Origin of the sequence: Aquimarina aquimarini, from assembly GCF_900299535.1 — a bacterium.
Taxonomy (GTDB): Bacteria; Bacteroidota; Bacteroidia; order Flavobacteriales; family Flavobacteriaceae; genus Aquimarina; species Aquimarina aquimarini.
Genome location: NZ_OMKE01000015.1, coordinates 50373 through 74263, shown reverse-complemented (window position 1 = coordinate 74263; position 23891 = coordinate 50373). Strand labels below are relative to the sequence as shown.

Annotated in this window: 9 protein-coding genes; 4 read left to right on the top strand and 5 right to left on the bottom strand. The window is 34.8% G+C overall.

Annotated elements, in window-relative coordinates:
- Window positions 1–3 precede the first annotated feature (3 nt).
- The 5 genes from DG508_RS09000 to DG508_RS08980 all read right to left on the bottom strand — a co-directional run bounded on the left by DG508_RS09000 (window position 4) and on the right by DG508_RS08980 (window position 5754).
- Window positions 4–705 carry an ABC transporter ATP-binding protein gene (locus DG508_RS09000; RefSeq protein WP_108867828.1) on the bottom strand — a complete coding sequence of 234 codons (702 nt, stop codon included), beginning with the start codon at window positions 703–705 and terminating at the stop codon, window positions 4–6.
- Window positions 706–708: 3 nt separating this feature from the next.
- Entirely contained in the window at window positions 709–1887 is a 1179-nt protein-coding gene (locus tag DG508_RS08995; protein ID WP_108867827.1) for a hypothetical protein, read from the bottom strand.
- A 10-nt stretch (window positions 1888–1897) separates the two neighbouring features.
- Window positions 1898–4219, bottom strand: a complete 2322-nt coding sequence (locus DG508_RS08990) for a TonB-dependent receptor (RefSeq protein WP_159090777.1) — start codon at window positions 4217–4219, stop codon at window positions 1898–1900.
- Between the two features lie 133 nt (window positions 4220–4352).
- The gene (locus DG508_RS08985) at window positions 4353–5273 is read right to left on the bottom strand and encodes a hypothetical protein (protein ID WP_108867825.1); all 921 of its coding nucleotides are present in this window, start codon (window positions 5271–5273) and stop codon (window positions 4353–4355) included.
- 1 nt (window position 5274) lies between these two features.
- Window positions 5275–5754: a glycine-rich domain-containing protein gene (locus DG508_RS08980; protein ID WP_108867824.1), complete on the bottom strand. Its 480-nt coding sequence runs from the start codon at window positions 5752–5754 to the stop codon at window positions 5275–5277.
- A gap of 758 nt (window positions 5755–6512) precedes the next feature.
- Here DG508_RS08980 and DG508_RS08975 point away from each other — a divergent pair.
- The 4 genes from DG508_RS08975 (at window position 6513) to DG508_RS08960 (ending at window position 23822) form a co-directional block, all read left to right on the top strand.
- Window positions 6513–7190: a hypothetical protein gene (locus DG508_RS08975; protein ID WP_108867823.1), complete on the top strand. Its 678-nt coding sequence runs from the start codon at window positions 6513–6515 to the stop codon at window positions 7188–7190.
- A 41-nt stretch (window positions 7191–7231) separates the two neighbouring features.
- Window positions 7232–7924: a hypothetical protein gene (locus DG508_RS08970; protein ID WP_108867822.1), complete on the top strand. Its 693-nt coding sequence runs from the start codon at window positions 7232–7234 to the stop codon at window positions 7922–7924.
- Between the two features lie 227 nt (window positions 7925–8151).
- The gene (locus DG508_RS08965) at window positions 8152–11799 is read left to right on the top strand and encodes a hypothetical protein (protein WP_159090776.1); all 3648 of its coding nucleotides are present in this window, start codon (window positions 8152–8154) and stop codon (window positions 11797–11799) included.
- A gap of 74 nt (window positions 11800–11873) precedes the next feature.
- Window positions 11874–23822: a LysM peptidoglycan-binding domain-containing protein gene (locus DG508_RS08960; protein ID WP_108867820.1), complete on the top strand. Its 11949-nt coding sequence runs from the start codon at window positions 11874–11876 to the stop codon at window positions 23820–23822.
- Window positions 23823–23891 lie beyond the last annotated feature (69 nt).

The window sequence follows — 23891 nt, the reverse complement described above, 5'->3', positions numbered from 1 at the left end:
GCTTTAATTATGCATATGTTTTAAATATAATTTTTCCAGATCTCGAAAACTGACTTCTTGAGATTCAAATTTCTCTAGCAATCTCCCTTCTTTCATAATACCGATATGTGTTCCCGTATCTTTTGCCCTAAAAAGATCGTGAGTAGCCATCAATGTGGCTACTCCCTTTTCTTTCATGCTTAGTAATAATTCAGAAAACTCATTACTGGCTTTAGGATCAAGTCCAGAAGTAGGTTCGTCTAGTAGTAATACTTTTGATCCTCTTGCTCTGGCTAATGCAATACCTACTTTTTGGCGCATTCCTTTTGAATAATTACTTACTCGTCTATTGATAAAATCTGTCTGTAATCCTGATTGCTCTAGTAATTCTTCTAATTCTCCTTTACTTTGATGTTTTCCTCCTAATCCACAAAAAAACTGCAAGTTTTCCAATCCTGTCAGGTTTTTATACAACATCAGATTCTCAGGAATATAGGATAACAACTGCTTGGTTTCTCTTGCATGCTTTGTAACATCTAGATCATTAATCTTTGCACTACCACTTGTTGCTCCAATAAAATTGAGAAACAAATTAATAGTGGTAGATTTCCCTGCTCCATTTGCTCCCAAAAGGCAAAAAATTTCACCTTCGTTTATGGTTAAGTTTAGAGATTGTAGTGCCGTAAAATCACCATATTTTTTTGTCAAATTTATTGCTTCAAGCATTTTTTATTGCTTTAGTGTGATGATTCCAGTAATATACCCACTGGTACTCACCATTTTTTTAGTTACACTACCAGAGCTAATTTTATAACTATACAATGCATCTTCTTCTGTTCCTGAAATAGGAAAAAGAACCTCATCATCTGATGTTTTTTTCATAAATGATGTACGAGATGCCGCAAAAGTATTAGGCAAAGAGGTTTCTAAATCTCCTACTTTTTTTGTTCCAGCAAGATCAATTTTTTGATATCTAAAAACAGGGTTAGCTCCATCTGTTCCGAAAAAATTATCATCATTTTCTGATACTATCGTAAAGGTTGCCCCCTCACCAAAGTGATATAACCCAAAGCAAGTTTTACCAAACGCAGCACCTAGATCAAAGAAATATGTAGTATCAAAATCTGTCTGTCCATTTTTAATTCTCAAAACACCACTTGGCTTATCACTAAACAAGCCAGAAGCCTGAATGTAAATATCTCCTTGAGCATCAACAGTCATAATCTCTGAGGTTAGCGTATTAAACAACGTAGCGGTACGATCATCTGTTATAATCTTACTAAGTGTATTCGTCTTTAGATCTACCACAGCAACCTTAGCTGTTCCTGATCCTCCAAAATCATTTAGTGCTACAAATAGATTTGTATCTTTTATTATCATATCTGAATAAAAAATACCATCTCCTGCATCTTTTATATCTATTTCACCTGTAATCCTCATAGTAGAAGGGTCAAATTGAATAACTTTGGATATCCCCCCTCCTACAGTTGCATATCCTGTAGTCTCGTTTAGAATTTCTACAGAAGAAAAAGAATTAGATCCTGGAATTATAATTTCTTGTTCTAGAACAGCTTTTCCTTCTTTATCAAATACGAATTTTTTCATTGTAGCTGGTGATCCAAAGCCAGCAGTAAACATGGCTTTTCCATCAGAATACACAGAGCTAAATTGCCCTACTTCTGTACTATTTTTATTATCTATAGAAGTAGTGTTAAGATTTGTAAGTCCTTGTAAAAAGGTAGTTTTTACATCTCCTGCTCCAGATACTACTGCTACCCCATGATTTATTTTGACTACTGGTTCTTCTACAGAAGTAGTTGCATCATCATCTGATCCACAAGAGAGCATATTAAATGCGACTAATAGCCCTAGAATATATATGTATGTTGTTGTTTTTAATTTGTTCATGACTGTTATGTTAAGATTTAAAAAGTGAAGTTTTTAGTTTAAAATGCCATGATCTTCCTGGTTTCTGAACTCCAAAATTATCATAGGCTTGTCGATTGAATATATTATTAGTTTCTAATGTGATTGTATATCTATTTTGTTTATCTGTATAAGCTATTCCTAAGTTATGAAGCCATTGGGTAGGGATAACTAGCTTATCTTCTTTTCTTCCATCTATCTCCCAGTATCTAAAAAAGTCTTTTACATACCTTGTAGACCACCAGAATTGCAACCGATCTTCTTTATCCATAAGATTGCGTTGAGTAATCTGGACTTCTCCGTTTCCAAACAAGTAAGGCTTATTGGGAAGTCTAGCTCCAAAATAGCGATCATTAGAAACTCCAGAGTTTTCTTTTTTAGATCGATTTCGCAGATCTTGAAAAGTACTATTTAACACCAAGCTTATCCATGGTGTTGGAGTTATTTTAATCTCACTTTCAACCCCTAAGATTCTTGTTTTTAATAAATTTTGATAGGTACTTAGTACAGGAGGGGGAACGGCCTGAAGTATGATAATATCTTCCACCTCTCTAAAAAACCCATAAGCTTCTGCGCTCCATGTTTTCTTTTTATAAGTTCCTCCTAAGTTGATATTATGGCTTCTTTCGGGTCTTAAATTAGGGTTTGCCGCAACAGCAGCGCTAAAATCTCCTAGCATTTCGATTCTATCAGGTAATCGTGTTGCATATTCATAGGATAGTTTTGCTAGGAAATTGGTATTCATTTTCCAAGAGAACGATTGACTAGCCCCATATTCGGTTTTCTGCTGTTCAACTACGTGCGCTTCATTATCTTCTATTTCAAAACCCTTTGCTGTATAATGATATAATTTTACTGCACTATAACTTGTTATTTTCTCATTAAAAAATCCTCTTTCTAATCCAATACCACTAGTAACCTTATTTATAGACACAGGATTTTTAAAATAGTCTTCCCCATAAAAATCAGCCGCTACAGGGTCTTCTCCTGATCGTTTAAAAAAAGAAGTTACTCCGTTAAAAATTAATTTAGTTGCAGGATTAGCATTGTATTGTAAGTTTATTCTTCCTGTAATATTATCTCCAGTAAGTTTTAGTTTATTTTGCGAAGCTGTAATTTCTCCTCCAGATGTTCTTTGTCCAACAATTTCTCCTCTCCAATTATATATGTTTAGTGTAGCATCATCAAAATTTGTAATGATCCTATTATATCCAACATATAGGTTTGCATCTAAGTTTTTTACAAGCTCTTTTTTTTCGTATTGTAATGCGTTGTTATAGGTAGATACTCTATTCAATGCCTCGCCATAAGGTTGTCTCATTTCAAAATTATGCTGAATTTCATCATATAAATCGGCATATGAAAAACTAAGTAATATACGATCTGCCCATGATTGATCTATCATTCCTATATCTGCCTTAATCATATAGCTTCTAAAGCTATCATGGAATTTTTTGGCAGAAATAGATTCAGGATTACCTTGTTCGTTAATGACATTGACATCATGTAATCTATAATTATTATCTGATGAAGTATAAAACCCTGTCAATCCTGCTGTGAATCCCGATGCTAGTATTTTTCTGGCATTAATTGAAGTTCTCCATGTATTAAATGAACTATATCCTGCTGAGGCCTCTACAAAATCATATTTTTCTTTTCTTGTGACCATATTAATAGCTCCTCCTAATGCATCTACTCCCATACTTACTGGTACTGCTCCTTTGTATATTTCCATACGCTTGATAAGGTTAACAGGTAGCATTGCCAAAGAAGGGCCTACGCCTAATTCTTCTACAGGTAATAAAAAATCCATAGGAATACCATCTACAAATAGTTTTACTTGTCTACCACTTAATCCTTGAATAGAAATCTCTGCGCTATTGCCTACTCCTCCACTTTGTCTTACCTGCACTCCTGATGCTGTAGCCAAAAGATCAGAGGTGGTTATAGATCTGGTATGAAATGCTTGCGCTTTGATAACAGATACTGTTGTAGTACTGTTCTTTATCTTGGTAGCTTCTGATGTTGCTTTTAATGTTACTTCATCCAACTCATCAGATTGTTGGGTTAGTACAATTGTTTGTTTTACTTTAGGCTGTTCTTTTTTAAGCAGTATTTTCTCTTGCTTTGTATAATATCCAATATAAGATATGGTTAAATCATGTTGCCCTAATGATAAGTTGTCTAACTCAAAGCTACCAGAAATATCGGTCACTACACTCCTATTTGCTTTTGATTCATATATATGGGCTCCAGACAAAGGCTCTCCCTTACTGTTGATTACTACCCCTGAGATGGTAGCCTGTTGGCTCAAACAACTTATTGAAAAAAAAAGAAAGACAATTATAAAATATGAATTGTAGTGCATGGGAGAGTGACAAATTGTTTGGTATGCTTTATTTTATCGTTTTATGTTTTATAACGCTATTTTTTTCATCTTAAATATCTTAAAGGTGGATTTCTTCTATTAATCCTTCTGAGTTCATTTCTTCAAAAATTGCTTTTTCTTTTTCTGACATCATATCTTTATGAAATAATCCATTTGATTTTTCCCATAACTGTTTTGTTTCTGTTGTTAAACGATAAGCTTCTTCTTTATCTCTTTTTAACAGACAGGAGAACTCATTATTTTTTTGTATTTCTAGTACTTGTTGATTACGTAGTAGATATGACGTGGATAAAGCTGTCAATGGAATTACTTCTCGTTCTTCATTATATAAAAGAAAGTCTTTATCAGAAAAAAATTGTATTTCTGTTTCTTGTGATGCCTCAATTTCAAAAACTTGTACTTTAGTATTTAATTCTCCCAACTCATTCTCATAGCAATGCACCACTTTTACTGGTGTTTTTTCTGTAGAATGATTGATAATTATTGCTTTTTTTTGACCTCCTTCTTCTACAACCTTATCTAGAGTAAGCTTCTCTACCAAGAAAAAGTCATCCATTGCAGTTTTAGAGTGCTTTATCTCTCCAGAATTGTGAACTTCTGATATCAATGTGTATTTTCCTATAGGAGCATCATCTGGAACCGTATATGTAAAATAGTAATGCCTTCCTGACTGAATGTTTTTAAGGATTTCTATTAGCTTTTCTCTTTTGCAAGGACCACTTAGATAATCTGCTAATACCAGAAGTGGAATGTTTTTATTTAGGTATTTTAATTGTTGCTCATCTGATTTATCATTGGCAATAGGGTCAGGTAATCCAAGAACATGCTCTTCAAAAAGCATTGTTACCTTACCTTTTGGGTCTTTGACACCTATTCTTACAAAAGGTAATATATGTGTGTTTTTTAATGATGAAATATTAAAATTCCAATGTATGGTAACTGTTTTACCTGGTATGGCTCGTTTAGGAAAAATACTCATTTTATTTTCTTAGTGCTTTCAGCTGTTCTTTACCATATTCCTTTGGATATTTCCTGAACCACTTTTCTACTGTTTTTTCCCCCAGATAATCATATGTCACCGACAATAAAAATTCTAATTTTTTCAGATATTCTTTTCTGGCTTTCTCTGGGTCTTTTGCCATGCTTTTTTTACGATCTTCCTTTTCTTTTTTGGTAGCGGGAATATGATGAAAGTAAGGTTTATCGAAACACTGTTTACTAAACTCGTGGTATTGGGGTGTAAAAAGAATCATATTATGCCACATCTCATCTATAATCAAAAGATCATCTGGTATAAAAACTCCAGGAATCTGACTTATATAAAGGAACTTGAGTGTTTCATTAAAAATATCTCTTATTTCATCTTCTTCTATAAGATACATATCTTTAAATCTAGAAATAACATCCTCACTTTTAAACTTGAGAATCTCAGCTAATTGTTTTTCTTCTAGTACTTTCATGTTTCAAAAATTAAAAAACGGCAACATGATTATACATCATGCTACCGCAATGAAATCTACAATGTATTGTGACAATGTCCACAGTTACTACAATGTGTACCTCCTATTGGATTAGCTAATTTTTCTTCTAAGATTTGAGAAATTAATGATTCTTTGTGAATTTTCATGATTATAGTTTTAAGATTATGCCTACTCGTTTATAAAGGTTTTCGGCTATTCCTTTTTTGTTGCAACAGTGTTGCAATGTATAACATATGAAATATAACTGCAATTATGTTGCAACTAAAAAAATGTTAAAACACTATATAATTCACTTAAAAAAATCACAAAAACCTAAATATCAGTAACATACAATACAACTATAGCTCATTACAAACTGTACAAATTCTGTATTATAATGACTCTTAGACCCTTATATATCGCATTGTAATAACCTCTATAATTATGGTAAAACCTTTTATAAAATCATCAAAAACACCAATGTAACTTATTAAAAAACAAGGGTTTATACCTATAGGAAATATGTTGATTTAAAAGTAACTTAGTATCAAGAGTACTTCAGATAATTAATATCAACTTCAACACAAATCATATATTACATGGTACTTAATTTTAAATATTTCCTTACATCGGGGCTTTACGATAGTTGTATTAAGAAAATTACATCGATTAGTATAGCTATACTTTTCTTATGCCTTTCGAATCGATCTTCTCATCTATTCGCGCATAACTCTATTTCTAATACCAACATCCCTACCTTGAAAACACATCTACCTCTTGCAATAGCCTTAGGTGCAGCAAAACTAAATACCTGTAAAATCGAAATCACTGGCTATACGGGACAATCTATCACAGTAGCTTTTTCAGGTCTTCCTGCTAATCAACCATCCACCTATAAAAATTTTATTGCTATTTGGGAAGCATCGGTTATTCCTTGGACAGTAACACCGCTACGAACCATAGAAATAGGTGTGAATACAGAAGACGGAACTGTTACTATTGATAACCTAACTATTACCTATAATAGTTATATAGTAGGCTACGGGGTTGGTCCTGGAATAGGAAATATTTGTGCCAGTGCTATTCTAAATGCTGGAGGTACCAAAGCGCCGTTATCCTATGTGAATATAGGTATTGCTAATCTAGGACAGACCTCTCTATCTGTGCATTATCAAACACTATCAGGATATCTTCCTAAAGAAAATGGAAATTGGATAGGTCTATGGGAAGGTTATATTTCGCCGTACAATCTACCTCCTGATGCTCTTATAAAAAAAGAAATAGACAGTTATGCCAATCAGGGAGTTATTGGACTTAACAACCTATCATTAGGCAGAGATACAGAATATACTTTAATATACTTTATGGGGGCAGACAATACAACAGCTGCTGCAATACTAACATTTAATACCAGTGATCCGACATCAGAGAAATAATTTTTTAAAACTCTTATTAATAACATTTAAATCTAAACATCATGAGTACAGCAACATTAGAACAACAAGGAAAAGCAACAACCGTACTAACTACTAAAATTGAAATTACTTCTATCACGGCTAATTCCCTAGATATCAATTACGACACACTACCAGGAAATCAACCTAACACTTTTGGTAATCAAGTGGTATTATGGCAGAATAGTAATGAAATTCCTTTTGGCACACCACCTTTACAAAGCAAAATCATACCTAGTAACACTCAAGCAGGATCTCTTAATTTTGCTGGACTTGACCTTAATAATAACAGTTATATTGTTGGGTATGCAGTAGGGCCTACATTAAACAGTCCTGCACAAACTTATGGTAATATTTGTTCATCATCATTTATTCCTGCAGCAGGACAGCCTGAACCTTCTAATAATTTTGAAGGAGAAATTGTAAACGTAAAGCCTGGTACAACCAGTGTTTCTTTTGGTTTAACCAATTTCCCAAATCAAATCGATCTTAATGGTAATGGGTCTTGGGCGGCTATCTGGCAATCAGGAGCTCCTTCTTACTTTGCGCGTCCATTATCTGCTGTTCAGATAACGAGTAATAATGGTGGTGCTTTTAATGATATTAGTATTGGTAGAGGGCTTACATATACTATTGCTATTTTCACTAGTGGCTATAACCCTACAGGAAATAGTAATCAGGAAACAATGGCCGCTGCCTATACGTTTACTAATTAATCCCCCTAAGTGATTGAGTAATCCTCTTTTTGTGATATGATGAGAGATTGCAATTAATCTGTGTATTCAGATAAGTAAAAACCCTATATCTATGGGTTTTTGCTTCTCTGGATATCAGATATCATGTTTTATCAATGCTTTTTGTTGCAAAACAACTAAGTAATGCTCTCCTATTTCCTTATATCAAGAAAATAGTAGTTACACACATTCAACTTAATCTTTTACACATGACAGTTTTCTCTAAGAAGTTTATCAACCAATTGTATATTGCTGAAAACGAAACAGGTGATCGTGGTTTTATTGCTTTTGTTACTCCAGATGAGATTAACCCTCCTAATAGCACTATTGCCTTAAAAGATGCGCTGGAAAATTCCTATTATAATGGAAATTTTGTGTTCTCTGCACAGACTCTATCTATAGAAAATGAAGAAGAAGCTGAAATCTTTGTAAAAAATATAAATGAGTTGATCTCATCTAGCTCTGCAAATAGGGCAATTATATGGCTTAGACAGATCAATATCAATGATATCAATAGCACCAATAGCTCTCTTATGGGGCTCAAAGCTAATGGATCAGGGCTAAATACCGGGCTACAAACTCCACTTACAACTGGTCTGTATCTTACTGTACAAAATGGAATGGATATTACATTAGATACAAATAACACGATTACTCTTGATGGCAATTCTAACAATATGGTGATTGATTTTTCTGGTACTTCTTCTCCAAAAACGATTCCTTCCAAAATAGGATATATTGATTTTTCTGGATCATTACGAGGCTGTATTCGTTTTTCTAATTTTATCAACCGTTTTTCTCTTTTAGAGGATTTAAAGTGGGGGTTTCAATATTTATTCCCCGAGGAAGAAGGGGATGAAGATTCATTATCAGAATGGTTTCCTTTTGCACAAAGTATTCCCGCAGGGGATTACCTAGGGTTCTCTGTCGTTATTGACCCTTCAGATGTTACTAATCAAACTTTTAATCCTTGCTCAAACGATACTACTGCTATTTGTAACATCAATACAGCTTATAACTCACGAAGAACTTATTTTGATTTTACAGGTAAAAACAGTAATCAAAGAGCCACTCTTTTGTATTCTTATTTTACTTCTAATTATGGAAACCAGATAACTCTGTCCCCAAAACAGGAATCTGATAACATATATAACGCACGATTGGTTATCTCTAAAGGTACTATTAATGATAAAAGTAATACCGAAGATTTTCATTTTACTCCTGAAGGGGACTTTGAAATTGAATTTCAAAAAGAAACCAGTACAGGTGAGTACTATATGATGTGTGGACTTCAGGGAACTGAGTATTTTACCCTAAGCCAAAAAGGAGATACCATTCGTTTTATATCCAAAAATGGGGCATTCGCTCCAAAATTTCCTTTTGAAGCAGCGTCTTCTGTAAAGGCTCCTGAATCTCCAACAGCTCCTTTACTTAATCACACCAAAGAAACCGCTTGGGCAACTATACTCAACACCTCTGGAAACACTATTACCTATGTATCTCAACCCAAAGGTTCTGCTCTTTTTGGAGCAGACAATTCTTCTTTTAAATATCAGGATCTGTTTGTACACAATAATTTGGGTTTTGTATATACCGCAGATGAAACCACGCTATTTCCTATAGTTCCTTATCTAGGACTTACAGTAGGTAATGGAGTTACATCTTTTTCTAAATCAGACACAGAAACTTTTGAAAGTCAAATTATAAGTCAAACCCGTAGAGATACTATTGGGCAAACAAGTACAAAAGCTTCTTTATTATCAGCAAAACAGATAGCAAATATAGACGAAGCATCTCCTGCTACTTCAACCACTCCTTCCGGATTATTGGCTACCACCATACAAAATGAAGGGCAAACTCATTGGAATGAAATTTTCTTAGGTCAGAATACAGATCAAAACAAAAATTATAAGCTAGAATTTATAAACCCTGAAAATGAACTGGTAGAAGCTATGCAAACTAGTGATCTTTTTTTGGTAACTGCCAATTCAAAATATTTGGGATCACTGGATAGTACTGACCCTTTGATTGCTGCATTCAATAATATTGTAAGTATTGATAGTTGGGAACTACAAGCTAATGTTGGAGAAGGAAGTGAGTATAACAACTACAAAAACATAATGATTATCAAGGGGCGAAAAGGTAAATTATTTGATCCAAACCCTGATACAGAAATAAGTGCTCAGGAAAGTTTAATTGCTAATCCAAAAAAATGGACACAACGGGATCGCTTTGGTGCTCCTTCTACAATTAATTCTGAAGGGGTGCAACAAGAGCCTGATCCTGATCAATTGATTATAGTATCACAATGGATGCAATCCTATTTTAAAAATGCATCTGAGCAATCTGATAACGAATATTTCTCTAAATTCAATGAAATAGCTACTGATGAAAATTGGACTGGAATCCTAATTTTACGAATGGATATCAAAAATATTCCTACAAACCTACAAGGCATTATGGCAGGAATTACCAATCCCGAAGCATTTAATGCACATCATTTTGCAGTAGAAATAAGCCCTGTTACCAAAGGGGATGGTGGTGCTGTAGTTGATCAACCCAGTACCATGTTTGGCTTGATTTATTATGTAGACCCTGATTTTGATGATACAATCTCGCCTCCAAAAACAATCTCGCCTACTACTGCAAACACCTATGATTATAGGTTATTATCTCTAAAAGTTTTATTTGAAAACACAACAGTAAAAGACTTTGAAAGCTACTCACAACTCACAATCAATAAACTTTTTGACAGTGATGTAACTAGTATGGAAAACCCCGAAAACACATTCAAAAATATTTTACTCAAAGGTAGTTTCCAGATTAATAATGGAAATGCTGTATACAGTATGGGAAGTGTAGCAGATACTATCTTTCTATTTGACAGTAATATCTATAACAAAATAGAAATCACCAATGTACTATTAACTACTCGTAATTCTCCTCAAGAAGGGTATGATGAATCTTGGTTTAGTATGCAAGGGTTTATTGATTATAAAATTATTCAAGGTGCGGTAGAGGACAACAAATTTTATACAAATAATAAAAGTAAATCATCTAAAGGCAATGCCCCAAAAAGTAACCCTGTCAACTTTGATATCTTTTCTTTTGGAAGCTCAGATAATACCAATCTTACTCCAAGAACTGGCCTTAGTTTTAATAATCTGGGTATTGCTATGATCTATGAAATTGAGAATCCACAACAAAACAAATCCCTAAATTTTGATGCAGGAGAAATCACTTTTGATATCACAACCAGTACTGCCAGAAGCGAAAGCTTATTTCTCAATTTTGCATTAGATCTAAAAGGTTTGATTATCGGAAATAGTGATAAAAGCCCTCAAGACAAAGGCTTTCTTACAGTCATTCCAGATGTTAGGTTATCTGGGGTAGATAATTCTACCTGGTATGGGCTGGATTTTAAATTAAATATGGGAACTCCAGGAGAATTGGCAGGCAAAGTAAGTCTGGACTCATACCTCTTATTGAGTTGGACTCCTAATAGTACGGGAGAAAATAATTATAAAGCTAATATAGGTATCTCTCTACCTGGTACAGGTGGAGGTGCTAAATTAATAAGTTTACAATCGGTACTTAAACTCTCTATCGGACAAATACGATTGGCCTTTGATGATAGTCAAAAGTCGTTCCTTCTTATGTTTACTGAAATAGCATTGAAATTTTTAGGCTTACTGAAAATCCCTCCCAATGGTTCTTCTTTATTTTATCTATTTGGCAACCCAAATTCTGGAGGAAAATCATCTGGATTAGGCTGGTATGCTATGTATAAAAAAGAGGATCAGGAAACAGTAAAAAGTTTAACAGAAAGTACAAGAGAAGCAACACTGGTAGAATAGTGTGTAGACAATACTAAATAACCAAGATATTATAATTCTAACAAGAATTACACAAATCATAAAAATATTGTAAGATGGGCGACTTCAATGATCTTTTAAACAAACTCATGCAAGGACAGGAAGCTAGTGAATCTGCTACCAGTACTTCAATTCAGGATATGCTTGCTCTAATACAGAGTAAAGATGAACTTCGATTTTATGTAGATAATACGCCCAATTTTGGACATCAGGCTACTACTATAAATATGATGAAAAGAATAGTCGACGCTACTACCTATTCCAAAAAAATCCTCATCATCTACTCGGGATCAGATACTCCCAATAAGCTTGCTATATTACTCACTGGCCTTAACCCAAATGATATAGCAACTACAAGTATAACCTATGGTAAAGCTACTCTTACTTTTCTTGAATATAAAGATACCAAACCAGATCTCGAGCAAATTGATTTTGGCTTTACTGGAGGAGCAGATAATAGCGTAGCGAATTACGCAACGCTCTTTAGTGTCAACTATTTTTTAAGACTTCAACCTTATTTATGGGAAAAAGCACCTAATCAAATAGAACGTAACGGTAAAGAGCCTTATGATTTATCAAAAGAATCAGCCTCATTTGCCCAACTAGCTTTTAAATTCTCTGCAGACTCTCTTTCATCGGTTTCAGATACTTTATGGTCATGGTATGCCAAGGATCAAACCTATAATGAGGCTTTAAAAATAAGGTCGATAAATGCGCAGTCTATCTACAATGTATACACTGCAAAAAAAGAACTTTGTCTTTGGCCTATATACGGGTTACACCAATTTTCTAGTCCCGCAGAAATGACTTTGAATCTTATTCTTTCTGCATTTACTGCGCAAAAAAGTATGCAGAAACCTATTGCATTTTTTATTCTGAGTGATATTGCCAAAATTGAGGAAAAATATCAGGAAATGCCTTTTGATTATGTTGCTGCATTTGCCAAAGACTTAGATAATAAAGACACCTCCTTACCTCATCTAAAAGCAACAATCAAAGAAGTATACCTTGCTACAGATATCATGGGAGCATATTCTCAATCAAGTCTGGATAATTTTATTCTTAATCTAGGGCAACAAGTAAAACCCTTGATGGATGCAGGATATACGTTGACTATAAGAGAGGGATACAAAAATGGAAACTATGTAGAGATAAAAGACCTAACAACAATACTTGAAGAAGCCAACAACAAAGAAATAGTTGCCATTACCTTAGGCCCTATTCCTCAGGAAATATATAATTTCTATTATGCTAATTCGGGGTTACCAGGAGTTTTTGAAGGACAAGGCTCCTCTAGTCTCCCCATCAGTTTGGGGCATCCTTTTTTACAAATTCCTAAAACAGGAGAAGAAGACAGAGCCAACTACCCTTCTACCCTATCTGCGGTAAATTATGCCCCTGTAGCAGAAACTGCAAAAACAACTGCTTTAACTTTTAGAAATCAAACCTTTGACACTTACTTACAAAAAATAAATCCAGGAAAACCTCAAGAGTATTATAATGCACTGGTAGATTCTGGGTCATTTATGATAAATGCATATACTGCATCAAACAATATAAACACCTATTTTAAAAGCTTAGGTACTTATTATCAGCAGGATATTCATGATAAATTAATGCTTGGATTGGTAGGAGTAAAACTGGTTTCTCCTGCTGTTACTTTATTAAAATTTTCAGAATCCCACGCACATGCTAGTTCCAATAACGGACTTATGGTGCTTGAAGAAGAAACACTCACCCTAGAAGGAGTCTATAATCAACTTATCAATAATTATAGTAATGATGGGGTCAATATTCTAAATGCATTACCTAACACTTATCTATCCTCCTTCTTCAAGTTAGTAACAGGGAACTTATTTTTTATTACTGTTGCCAAAGATGATATTACTCAGGAAAAAGATGGAGATACGGTAACTCAGGTTACATTATCAAAAGGAACCACTACTGCTTTTGGACCTGATTTTAATATCACATTAAATTTTACCAGCCCAGAAGAATCTGTAGTAACCGAAATTGAAACAGAAATTAATCAACGGTGGAGTATTGACGAAATCCCTTGGATAGGTTTTGAGAAACCAGGCTTCAAACTAAAAATAAACGAAGCTGGAAGCGCCGTAGAAGGTGGTATGAAAGGAACCATTGTTGGGTCTGGTACGGATAAAAATAATGATCCTGTACTATTGGAAACACTAATAAAATACCCAGAAGAAAATAATACCTGGCTTATCACAGGAGGATTTGATACGCCCTTGAGCGTATCTAGTTTTTTTCAAATGGCGGGAGGTATTAATCTGGTACAAGTATTACAACCTCCTCTGAATGGAATGGCAGGGTTTGGACTAAAAGATATACAGCTACATTATAATAATCAAACGCATGCATTTGATTATATGTCATACTCCATGAATACAGATACCGCATGGGAATTATCTAAAGATCCTAAATTTGAGATAAATCCCAGTGTAGATGTACAGATTTATAATGTGCAAGATGTAGCAAATAGAAAAATTGAATTTACTGTAACTGGTGATTTTCCGATTGGGGAAGGAACTGTAAGTGTTTTGGGTACATATCCAGATTTCAAAGTGCATGGAGGACTTAGTGAAGGAGTTATTCAACTTAGCGATTTATTAAAATTATTTGGTGCAAAATTAGACTTGGAAACTGCTGTTACTTTATTAGATTTTGATTTAAAACCTAATGAAAAGTATTATCAGTTAAATACCATTCTAGAGGCTGATAAGCCTTTGGTTATCGGGCCACTTTTTACCATCAACAAACTCACTTTTAATGCTATTCATAACACTGGTAAAAACGAAATTAGTATCGGTGGTGAATTTGTAGTATTACCCGATAGTATGAAAATTGGATTATCTCTACAATCTACCTATGCTACAGGAAACGGCTGGACTTTTACAGGAAATCAAACATCTGGCGCTCTAGAAATTGGCCAGTTACTTACTTTCTACATCGCTCCCGACTGGAAACCCGATGATGGATTTAATTATGCCATTGATGGACTTGGTTTTAAAATTCAGACAGAAACCAAATATTGGGAATTTAGTGGTAAAACTGCCGAGAAATGGGACATCACTTTTCTTGATCTGCAAGTTGACGGAAATGCTTTGGTAGCATATGGCAAAAAAGACGAGGAAACCTCTGTTGGATATTATGGTACTATCAATGCAAATGTAACCTGGCTTGGGATTGATTTTCAAGCTTTCTATGATTTTAATCCCGATGTAAAATCTTTTGGGATCATCTGGGAATTCTTAAAAGGTGAAGTAAAAAACATTGGGACGAGTAAAGAACCTCATTATACCGCAGAATTAAGTTTTACAGAATCTACTACAATTGGTAGTATGGTAGAGAAAATGGTGTCTTGGGCAACAGGAACTCAATTTGGACTTGCAGCCCCATGGGATCTCCTTAATAAAATACCACTTAACAACCTTAGCTTAACTTATGATTTCACCTCAAAACAGGTAGGGTTTAATTTAGAGATAGGACCTATCTCATTAGGATTTGCAACTATCAAATCTATTGGTATCACTTATAAATCCAATCAACCTAAACCAGAAGATAATGGGGTCATGGTGACACTAGAAGGTAGCTTCTTATGGCAAGATAACCCTAACGAACCTTTGGGTTGGGATGCAGCTAAACCAGAGACCACCCCATCTCCTTCTGGACAAGGAAATGAATATCTGGATCTACGCCTGCTCGCTCTAGGACAACATGTTACTATCCCAGGGTTTCAAAATGTAGAAAAAGTACAGGATGCCATAGCAATTATGGCAGATCTGCCAAATACTAAGCCAGGAGAAATTCCTGATGTACAATTGGATGCTAATAGCAACTGGTTGGTAGGAATGGATTTTGGAGTGTTGAAATTGGGAGGTGATAAAAAATCTACCTCAGCAGTTGCGGTAGCAAAAGAATCTGATACTGATAGTTATTTTATTACGATGCAGATCGTATTTAATGATCCTAATTTGTATGCACTACGCCTAGCTCTTGAAGGAGAGCCAGCTCGTATTTTTAAAGGATTAGATTTTCAGATTTTATACAAAAAAATTAGTGATACTGTAGGAATGTATAAAGCAGAAATTGCATTGCCTACGGTCATGCGGAAAATACAATTAGGACAGGTTAATCTCACCTTGCCTATTTTTGGTATTGAGGTATATACCAATGGTGATTTTCAAGTAGATATAGGATTCCCTTGGAAAGAAGATTTTTCTCGTTCCTTTACCTTTCAAACTTTAATTTGGACTCCAGTAGGGATTCCTATTCCTGTCATGGGATCAGCTGGAGTTTATTTTGGTAAACTCAGTAGTGCTACTACCAACAAAGTACCCGATGCTACCAATGGTACATTCAATCCTGTATTGGTCTTTGGGTTTGGTATGCAGTTTGGGTTTGGTTATGATTTTGATGCTGGCATTCTCAAAGCTGGATTCAGCCTTACTGCTGTAGCTATTCTAGAAGGAGTTTTGGCAAAGTTTAATCCTTATCAATTATCAACTACCAGTGCTTCTAATGATGCACAGGTTGCAGAAGCATATTATTTCTGGTTCAGAGGTACTGTAGGTGTTATAGGAAAATTATATGGTACTGTTGATTTTGCTATTATCAAAGCCGATCTTAATATTGATATCAGATTATTGGCGCAATTAACGTTTTCTCCCTATGAGCCTATTGTAATTCAATTATCTGCCTCTGTAAGTGTTTCTTTGAGTGTAAGCATCAATCTGGGATTATTTAAGATCAAAATGCACTTCAGCTTCTCTGCAAGTATCAGCCAAAGTATTACAATCAAGGCTATAGCAAGCAATCCACCTTGGCAAACAGCTACATCTGATACAATGCTAAAAGCGTATACGCTAAATAGATTACAAAACACCAAGCAACTACGTATCGCTTTACATAACCCGCTCACCGTATCATTAACTCAAGTAACACCTAATTGGTCTAATCTAGAAAAAGCTTCTGAGCTTGTTTCTTTAACAGGATATTTGGGATTAGGACTTACCATGGCAGGAGACAGAGCTACGCAATTAAGTGAGCAACAAGCTTGTTATGTATCTATGTTATTCTTAGAATCTATGGCATCCCCTCAAGAAGAACGTACTGATGGATATCAAAAAGCATTCTCAGAGATCACAGATTCTTCTTTTGAATTGTTGAGTAAAGAAATATTCAGATGGGTTGTAGCTTCAATTCAAAGCAATACTGTTACTGGTGAGCAAGTAAACAACACTCCTATTACATCCTCGCAACTAACACAACTACTAGCTTATTTTAGTGACCCTACAAATCCTAGCCCTATTCCTACAGAGGCTATTGATTCGTTTATGACAGATCAGTTTTCTCTTGTTATTCAAGAACAACCACAGGAAAAAACAGATGTGAATGCTACATTCTTCCCGATGGCATTGTCATTAGAATTATCTACTCCAGATTATGGTAGTGATTATAAAGGGGTTTCTTATGATTTTGAAAACTATAACTCTATCTCTTCTACTTATGTTGCTGACCTTAGAAAATACTTCAATCAATTAGCAATTCAAATGCAGGAAGAGAATCCTGCTACTTTTGCAACTCTAGCAGAAGAAGATATTTCTGTTGGTAATTTTGTATTTAGTGACTATTTCTTACTGATTGCCAAACAGATGGTTCAGACAGCACAAGATTCTTTAAAAGATTTTAAATATTATACAAATAGTGGAGATACTCCTGATAATATTGTAAAATGGATTAATGACAACGGAGATCTTTCTGGAGATATGGCATATACCATTGATGAACTTTTTAGTGACAATTCTGGTATTACATTAAATGTTAAGAAAACAATATATATCCCAAATAGTACGTATACAGTACAACAAGGAGATACTTTTGACAGTATTGCAAATCAACCTATGTATGCTACTAGTTTTGATGGAAACAGCTTAGCTCTCTTAAATAAAGATGCTCAAAATATTCTACAAGGAGGGATTGCAATTCGTTTTACTTATAATGACTATCAGTACGATTATACGACTTTATCCTCTCAATCACTTACAGAAGTTGTAAATGCCATCAATGCTGGTGTTCCTAACGAAAATAAGATTGACATTAACATCTTAATTACTGATGGGAGCATAACAACGATTCCTAATTTATTGCTTACTGTCGCTACAATTCGTATTGATTTGATTACTTATACTACAATTGAAGAAGATACTCTAAGAACTATTGCTTCTAAATTCAATGTTACTCAACAAGATTTGGCTACTCCTATCGATCAGGATCATAATAACGGAGCTATTATAGACTTGTTTGATACTACAACATTAGACATGGCAAATCTAGAGCAGTTTAAAGTAGGAGAATTGCTTAAAGAGATTCAAGCAACACAAGGAATCCAGCATTTATCGGGTATGACTTCTAGATATTATCTGGCTGGGCTAAAACTTCCTGTTGATGGCATAACTCCTAATTTTCAGGGAATGTGGGTAGAAGATGATAATGATGTTTTATCTTATCGTGAGCTTGAATTTGCAGGTTTATATGCATTAAATGGACAACAATTTCCTATTCCTACTCTCACAGAAGGAAATGATTTTGATATTACATTCAGCAAACCCGATACATTACAATGGCTAGCATTTAGTGGGGATAATGCTTCAAAAAGAGTTATTACTATTGTACCAGATAGTGATGATGCTACTCGTATTAATAAAGTTTCTGAATATGCAACCACGAATAAATTAAATACAGGTCTTAGTTTTCTTGGAGTAAAAGACCTGTTTACAAATAATGAGGCTAGTTACCCCTACACCTCAGAGATTGTTTGGAATGCCGCAGCTACTATTGATCTTCCGTATGGAGGTACTCCACCAGGTGTACCGGCATTAAGCCTATGGCCATTGCCAGACACATTACTTCAACTCCCAGATCTAAGTACCAGAAAAGTAAACCCAAGAATGGAATTCTTAATCGGTGAATATGATGAGGTTTCTAAAAAAATGATCAATCATGGTGTTTCTTATTATGGTCTTGGATCTCTGGTGGAAGTTACTATAAAAAAGGTACCTGTAGTTTCTGATAGCCCTGCCACTCTTACCACATATGAAGTAGTTGGTGCCAATAGTAATAATGCTGCTATTCTGGAAAAAATAGTGAGTGAAATTGGTGCTAATAATTCACTTATTGCAAGCCTGATCCCAGCATATGCCGTTGATAGTAACGGAAGTACTCAAGATGGTGTACAAACTGATACTCAAAATGCTCTTACGATGGGATTGGCTCAGGTAAATCTCTCTACAGAAACCCGACCTGATGTAACTTTTGATAGGTTGCTCAAAACTCTATCCGACACAGAGAGTGAAAAAATAAGACTCCTCAATACACAAACCGACTTCTTGCGCTTATTATGGCAAGCTAGTATTACCAGAAATGGAGGCTATTACTTATATTATTATAATGCAGATAATCAACAAGGGCTTCCTGATCGTATTTTTGATGATAATGGCGAGGCGGAATTATCATTTATAGTAATGTATGATAAGCCTGCAGAAGAAAATCTTCAAAATACAATTACATCATATATGAATGTTTTTGCTTGTGGTGAAGCTTTTAATAAAGATACCTCTGTACTCTTTGCCCAATCAGATCCTAACATTATAAAATTACCATCTGATACAACACAAACACTACAAGAATTGGCGTATACGTATTACGGAAATATCGCTGATGTAGCTTCTGACAATCAATCTTTACTACTTAGTCCTAATACTAAACTAGCTATCAATGAAGGAATTTATGAAGTAGGTGTTGGAGGTAATACCTTGCAAGAAATTGCTGATCGCTTTGATACTACTGTAATTGCAATACAAGAGATCAATAACCAAAAATCAGGAAATGAATTACCTGATCAACTCAATATGTTTGATGCTATTTTCTTACCACAACTTACAATTATCGTAGGTACTAGTCCAGGCGGAAATACTTTTGCTACATTGTCTGATTTTTATGGTGAGAACATTTCTTCTATAGCCAATTACAATCAAAATGTTGTTGGTATTTTTGACGACAACCAAGAAATCCTAAGTACGGGTGGTCCAAAAATAAGAACTGCTAATGTGGCTGTTGGTACAACTTCTATAGATGCTATACGCCCCATACCAGCAGCAGTACCCGAAGATCCAAAAGCTACTGATTTTGGAGAATTATTCTTACAAAATATCTATAGCTCTCTGACGTATCAAGTAGTTGCCAATGATTATTTTGACAGTAGTAATATTGGTTTACCTTCTGGCCCAACCACAGAAGCAGAAGATCCAGACAGTACCAATAAAATTCAGGTTCCAAAAACACTTACAGCAGAAGATACATGGAACTACCAAGTGAGCATTCCTTATACTCGATTTAGCAAAGAAGTAGTTTCTACAAAAGATATTATGCCAGACAGCAATGATAGCCCATATTTAGGATTAGGTGACCTCTTACAGGTTAATTTTGCATGGCAAGATATTTATGGTAATAGTATTATAAGTGAATTATCTGATCCTTCTGCCAATAGTATTGAACCCCTTAATGAACCCCCTGTACTCACAGGATATACCGATGCCATCTTAGGGCTTAATCAATGGCCTTCGATCACTTCGTCTTGGATAGTAAGCGGTGAAGAAGCAGAGGCTAAACTAGATATGGGACTTAATTTTGATCCTAGCTATTATCAAGGTCTAATCAGTACCTCTGTAAAAAGTACTACTACTATTCTGGGGCAATATACAGTTGATCTCGATAAAACTACTGCTACAGATATTTCAAATTATACTATTGATCAAAATATCAACATCCAATCAATCATTCTCAATGATGATAACAAATCGGTAACGATTACAGTAGATACCATTCCAGAAAATGTAGAGATAACAGTCACTATAAGCAATGTAAAAGCTGATGCTTCTGATTCTGATAATGAAAATACCTTGGTGTTCAATGGCTGGTCCAAATTTAGTGCTGATAATGATAAAGACCTGGCTACTTCATCGGTAAAAGAGCAAGCAATCAGAGATCTACAAACATATACTCAAATCTGGTATCAATTAACAGATCCTAATGGTATCGCTTTTCAATTAAATACTACCTTAACCGATACTCCTTTTGTATTGGATGAGAATGATATAGAGGGGCTAGTTCAGGAATGGATTGCCTCGATATATGTATTCTTGGTCGGTTGTGGTCAGGGAGAAATTGACACTGATATACCAGATAGTGATCATATTCTATCTTTTGATATAGATACTACTCAAATCAATACCACTCAAATATTTAAACTAGAATCTAGTTTTACTATCGAACGTACTGGCGGTTCTATTTCTGGTGATTTTGAGACTACTGGAGGTATAAAAGCAGTACATACAAATATTCCTCCATTATCAAAAGCCAAATCTGGAACCACTACTGGCTTAGAAGAATTTGCTACTAGTTTTGAAACTGCCTTATCCAAAAAGGATAGCTATCAACTTAGGGTTACTTCTGGAATCAATCGTAATGAAAACTTAAGCAATTCAGGAGGAACAGAAATATGGGCGACTCGATTAGGGCTTGATACGACTACCGATATAGGATATGAGGTTAATAACATTGGAAATCCTGAAATTTTTGCTCCCAAACCAATATCAAATCAATTGGAAACAAAAGAACAGGTTCCTATTTATTATTTCAATTCAAAAACAGGTATCGATTTTTCTACTCCTTCTACATATATGGATTTTAAAAACATTGATATGGATCTTTGGGGAAAACAAATTTTCTCTGCTATTGATGCTGTATTAACCCCAGAGTTTACAGCCGCGATTCAATTGGTCGATGATTATGGTAAGTCAAATTTCTTAGCAGATATGCTAACCAATAAGGAACGTTTGGCAGAAGTTCTAAAACTATCAATGATTCCTGTTTTTGCAGGTCAAACAACAGATACTGTTGCTATTCAAGAAACTTTCTTGCAACAATTATTAGTAAAGCTGAGCAATGCATATACTACTAGAGCGGGAATCCAATTTGAAGCAACTGTACAGGCAGAAACCGTTCTAGAAAACACAGATGCTCCTCAATTATACGGTAACATTAATTTGAATTTTATCTTTATTGGGGTAGAAATAGATGAAAAAGATGCTACTATTGTCTATCTTTTCTTCTCTAATTTTATGAATAAAGCAACCGCAGAAAAGATAAGTAACTATACCATATCAGACGATATAAATGTTGTAAGCGCGACACTACTCAAAAACAACAATCGCATTGTAAGCTTACGATTAAGCGCCAAGGCTAGTATTGATAAAACTACGGTAACTATTACAGATACATTGCAAGATGAATTAGGAAATACCATTACCTCACCACTAATTCATGCCGTACAACAAGAAGTTGATGGTGGTAATTTCAGTACATCATTTAGTATGAGTTCACCAAAACTAGAACTAAATAAGAATACTAAGGCGAAACTGCCTTTCTTGATTTCTTCGCCTGATATTATTAGAGGTACAGACAATGAGGTTTTATCCTATGTAGATCTGAATATTACTTACAGTGGGTTTGCCATAGAACATCAAATCAGCTCAGTCAACGGTATCGAAGGGTATAAAGCATCTTCGTGGTTAAGTTTTATTTCAAAGACATTGGCCAATCCATTAGAAACTTCATTAGGTGGATTTAAAATCCCTTTGATTCTACGATCCTTTCCTACCGCACCAGCAATGATAAAACAAGAAGGTTCTTATCCTTATATCTCGGGAACTAATGAAATAAACGATATTCTTAAATGGAATTATCAAATTACATATTCTCAATCTTTTCATTACCCTCAGGATCAAGTTGATTTTGAAATTTTATTTAATGTTCTAGACAATTCAGCTAAAGCACTTGCCAGTTTTGAAGATGCATTTGCGCAGATGGCAGAATTCATTACTGTTTTTCCTAATATCAATCAAGTATTCAATGATACATTGATCAAAATAGATGCTACAACTACAGATGCTTCGCAGTTTGAATCTGCCGCAGTAGCATTATCGTCCTATAATGAGATGGTGTCTCAAATGGCAAAAACAGCAGAGTCCAGTAATGGTTTTGCTTTAAACACTTCTCATAGACAACAAAAACAAGGATATGCTGCAGTTCCTTATACATTTTATATCAAAGAGGGATCTACCACTGTAGATACCACCACTGGAGCATTAATCATCAATATTTTTGGTGAAGCTCCTGAAGGAATAGAAACCCCTATTGTGAATATTTCTGGGTATAAAGCTGTTGCCATCGACCCAGAAGATGGAGCTTCTTATAGTTATTATTATACAGATAACAACACAAAAGAAATTCTGGAAGCTTCTGTTGGACAAGCTATTCCTGATCGCGAAGTGCTTATTCCTGCAATGAATATTCTAAATAGACAGGATGCTGACACCTCTGCAGAGTTAAAACGTAATGTAGAACTGGTACCAGGTAAACCTTCGGCAAATGACTTTGTATACACAACGGGTAGTATTGGATTTTCAAATGTTTTTCATCCTACAATTGATAGTAGTGATTCTATAAATATTGCTACTATAAATAACCCATCCAGCCCAAATATAGGAACACTAGAACAACAACTTACTACTTTATTTGACACCTTACTGGCAGAAAACTCTCAGGAGACTATTAGTGTTTTGATGAGTTCAACGTATAGTTATCAAGCCAATAGTGGGTTAAGCGATATTGTACTTCCTGTGATTATGCAACCATTACAATCAATCCAAGTAATCGGTAGTGGAACCGATAAAACATTGAATCAAATGATAGAAGATTGGGCCAATAGTATCAAAGATTGGTATAGTAAGAATCAAATAGATAATACTAAGGCATCCCTTTGGTTTGATCTTACTGTTTTTTCTAATCTGACTGAACAACCAAAACCATTAATCCGACTGAGAGCATTAACGTTGTCATTGGATTATATTACAAATTTGTGAGTGTGAAAATTGGCGAGCCAGCCAAAGGTGAGAAACTCCATAAACATAACTGTTTGTGGGGTTTCTTTA